General features: G+C 42.8%; 1 protein-coding gene. It reads right to left on the bottom strand.

Annotation, left to right across the window (positions count from 1 at the left end):
* Positions 1–305: SpoIIAA family protein (locus ACYP03_RS24395; protein ID WP_459782430.1), on the bottom strand; the 305-nt coding region annotated here is incomplete at its 3' end.
* Positions 306–400 lie beyond the last annotated feature (95 nt).

Genomic DNA, 400 nt, shown 5'->3' with positions numbered 1-400 from the left:
CCAATCTTCGCCACGATATCCATCCATCGCTGATTGCCATAAATGGCAATCCGGTGAAATTTTTTACCGTGTTTCAGGCCAAGTTTGAGGTCATCCCACGCCGCCTGCATTTCCCAGCCTTCAAACTCTGAACCATCGAAATAAACATTGACCTTTGGATTTGCAACGCCTTCAAGGGCATCGTCAATCAAAGGGGTGATCTGTTCATAATCTTCGTGAGTCAGCTTACCGATAGCCTTCAGTTCCATAAAAAAGTTATCGCCATCCCTGTCCACTTCAAACAATAATCCATGAGTAGTATGCATAAAGCCTCCGTTTGTCGTTAATTAATGAACAACTGGCTTAAGGATATTCTGGATAAGTGTAGCTGTAACAAGGGAAAACAGGAGATTATGACTAA

This window comes from Photobacterium sp. R1, from assembly GCF_054600795.1.
This window is presented reverse-complemented; position numbering and strand designations above follow the sequence as displayed.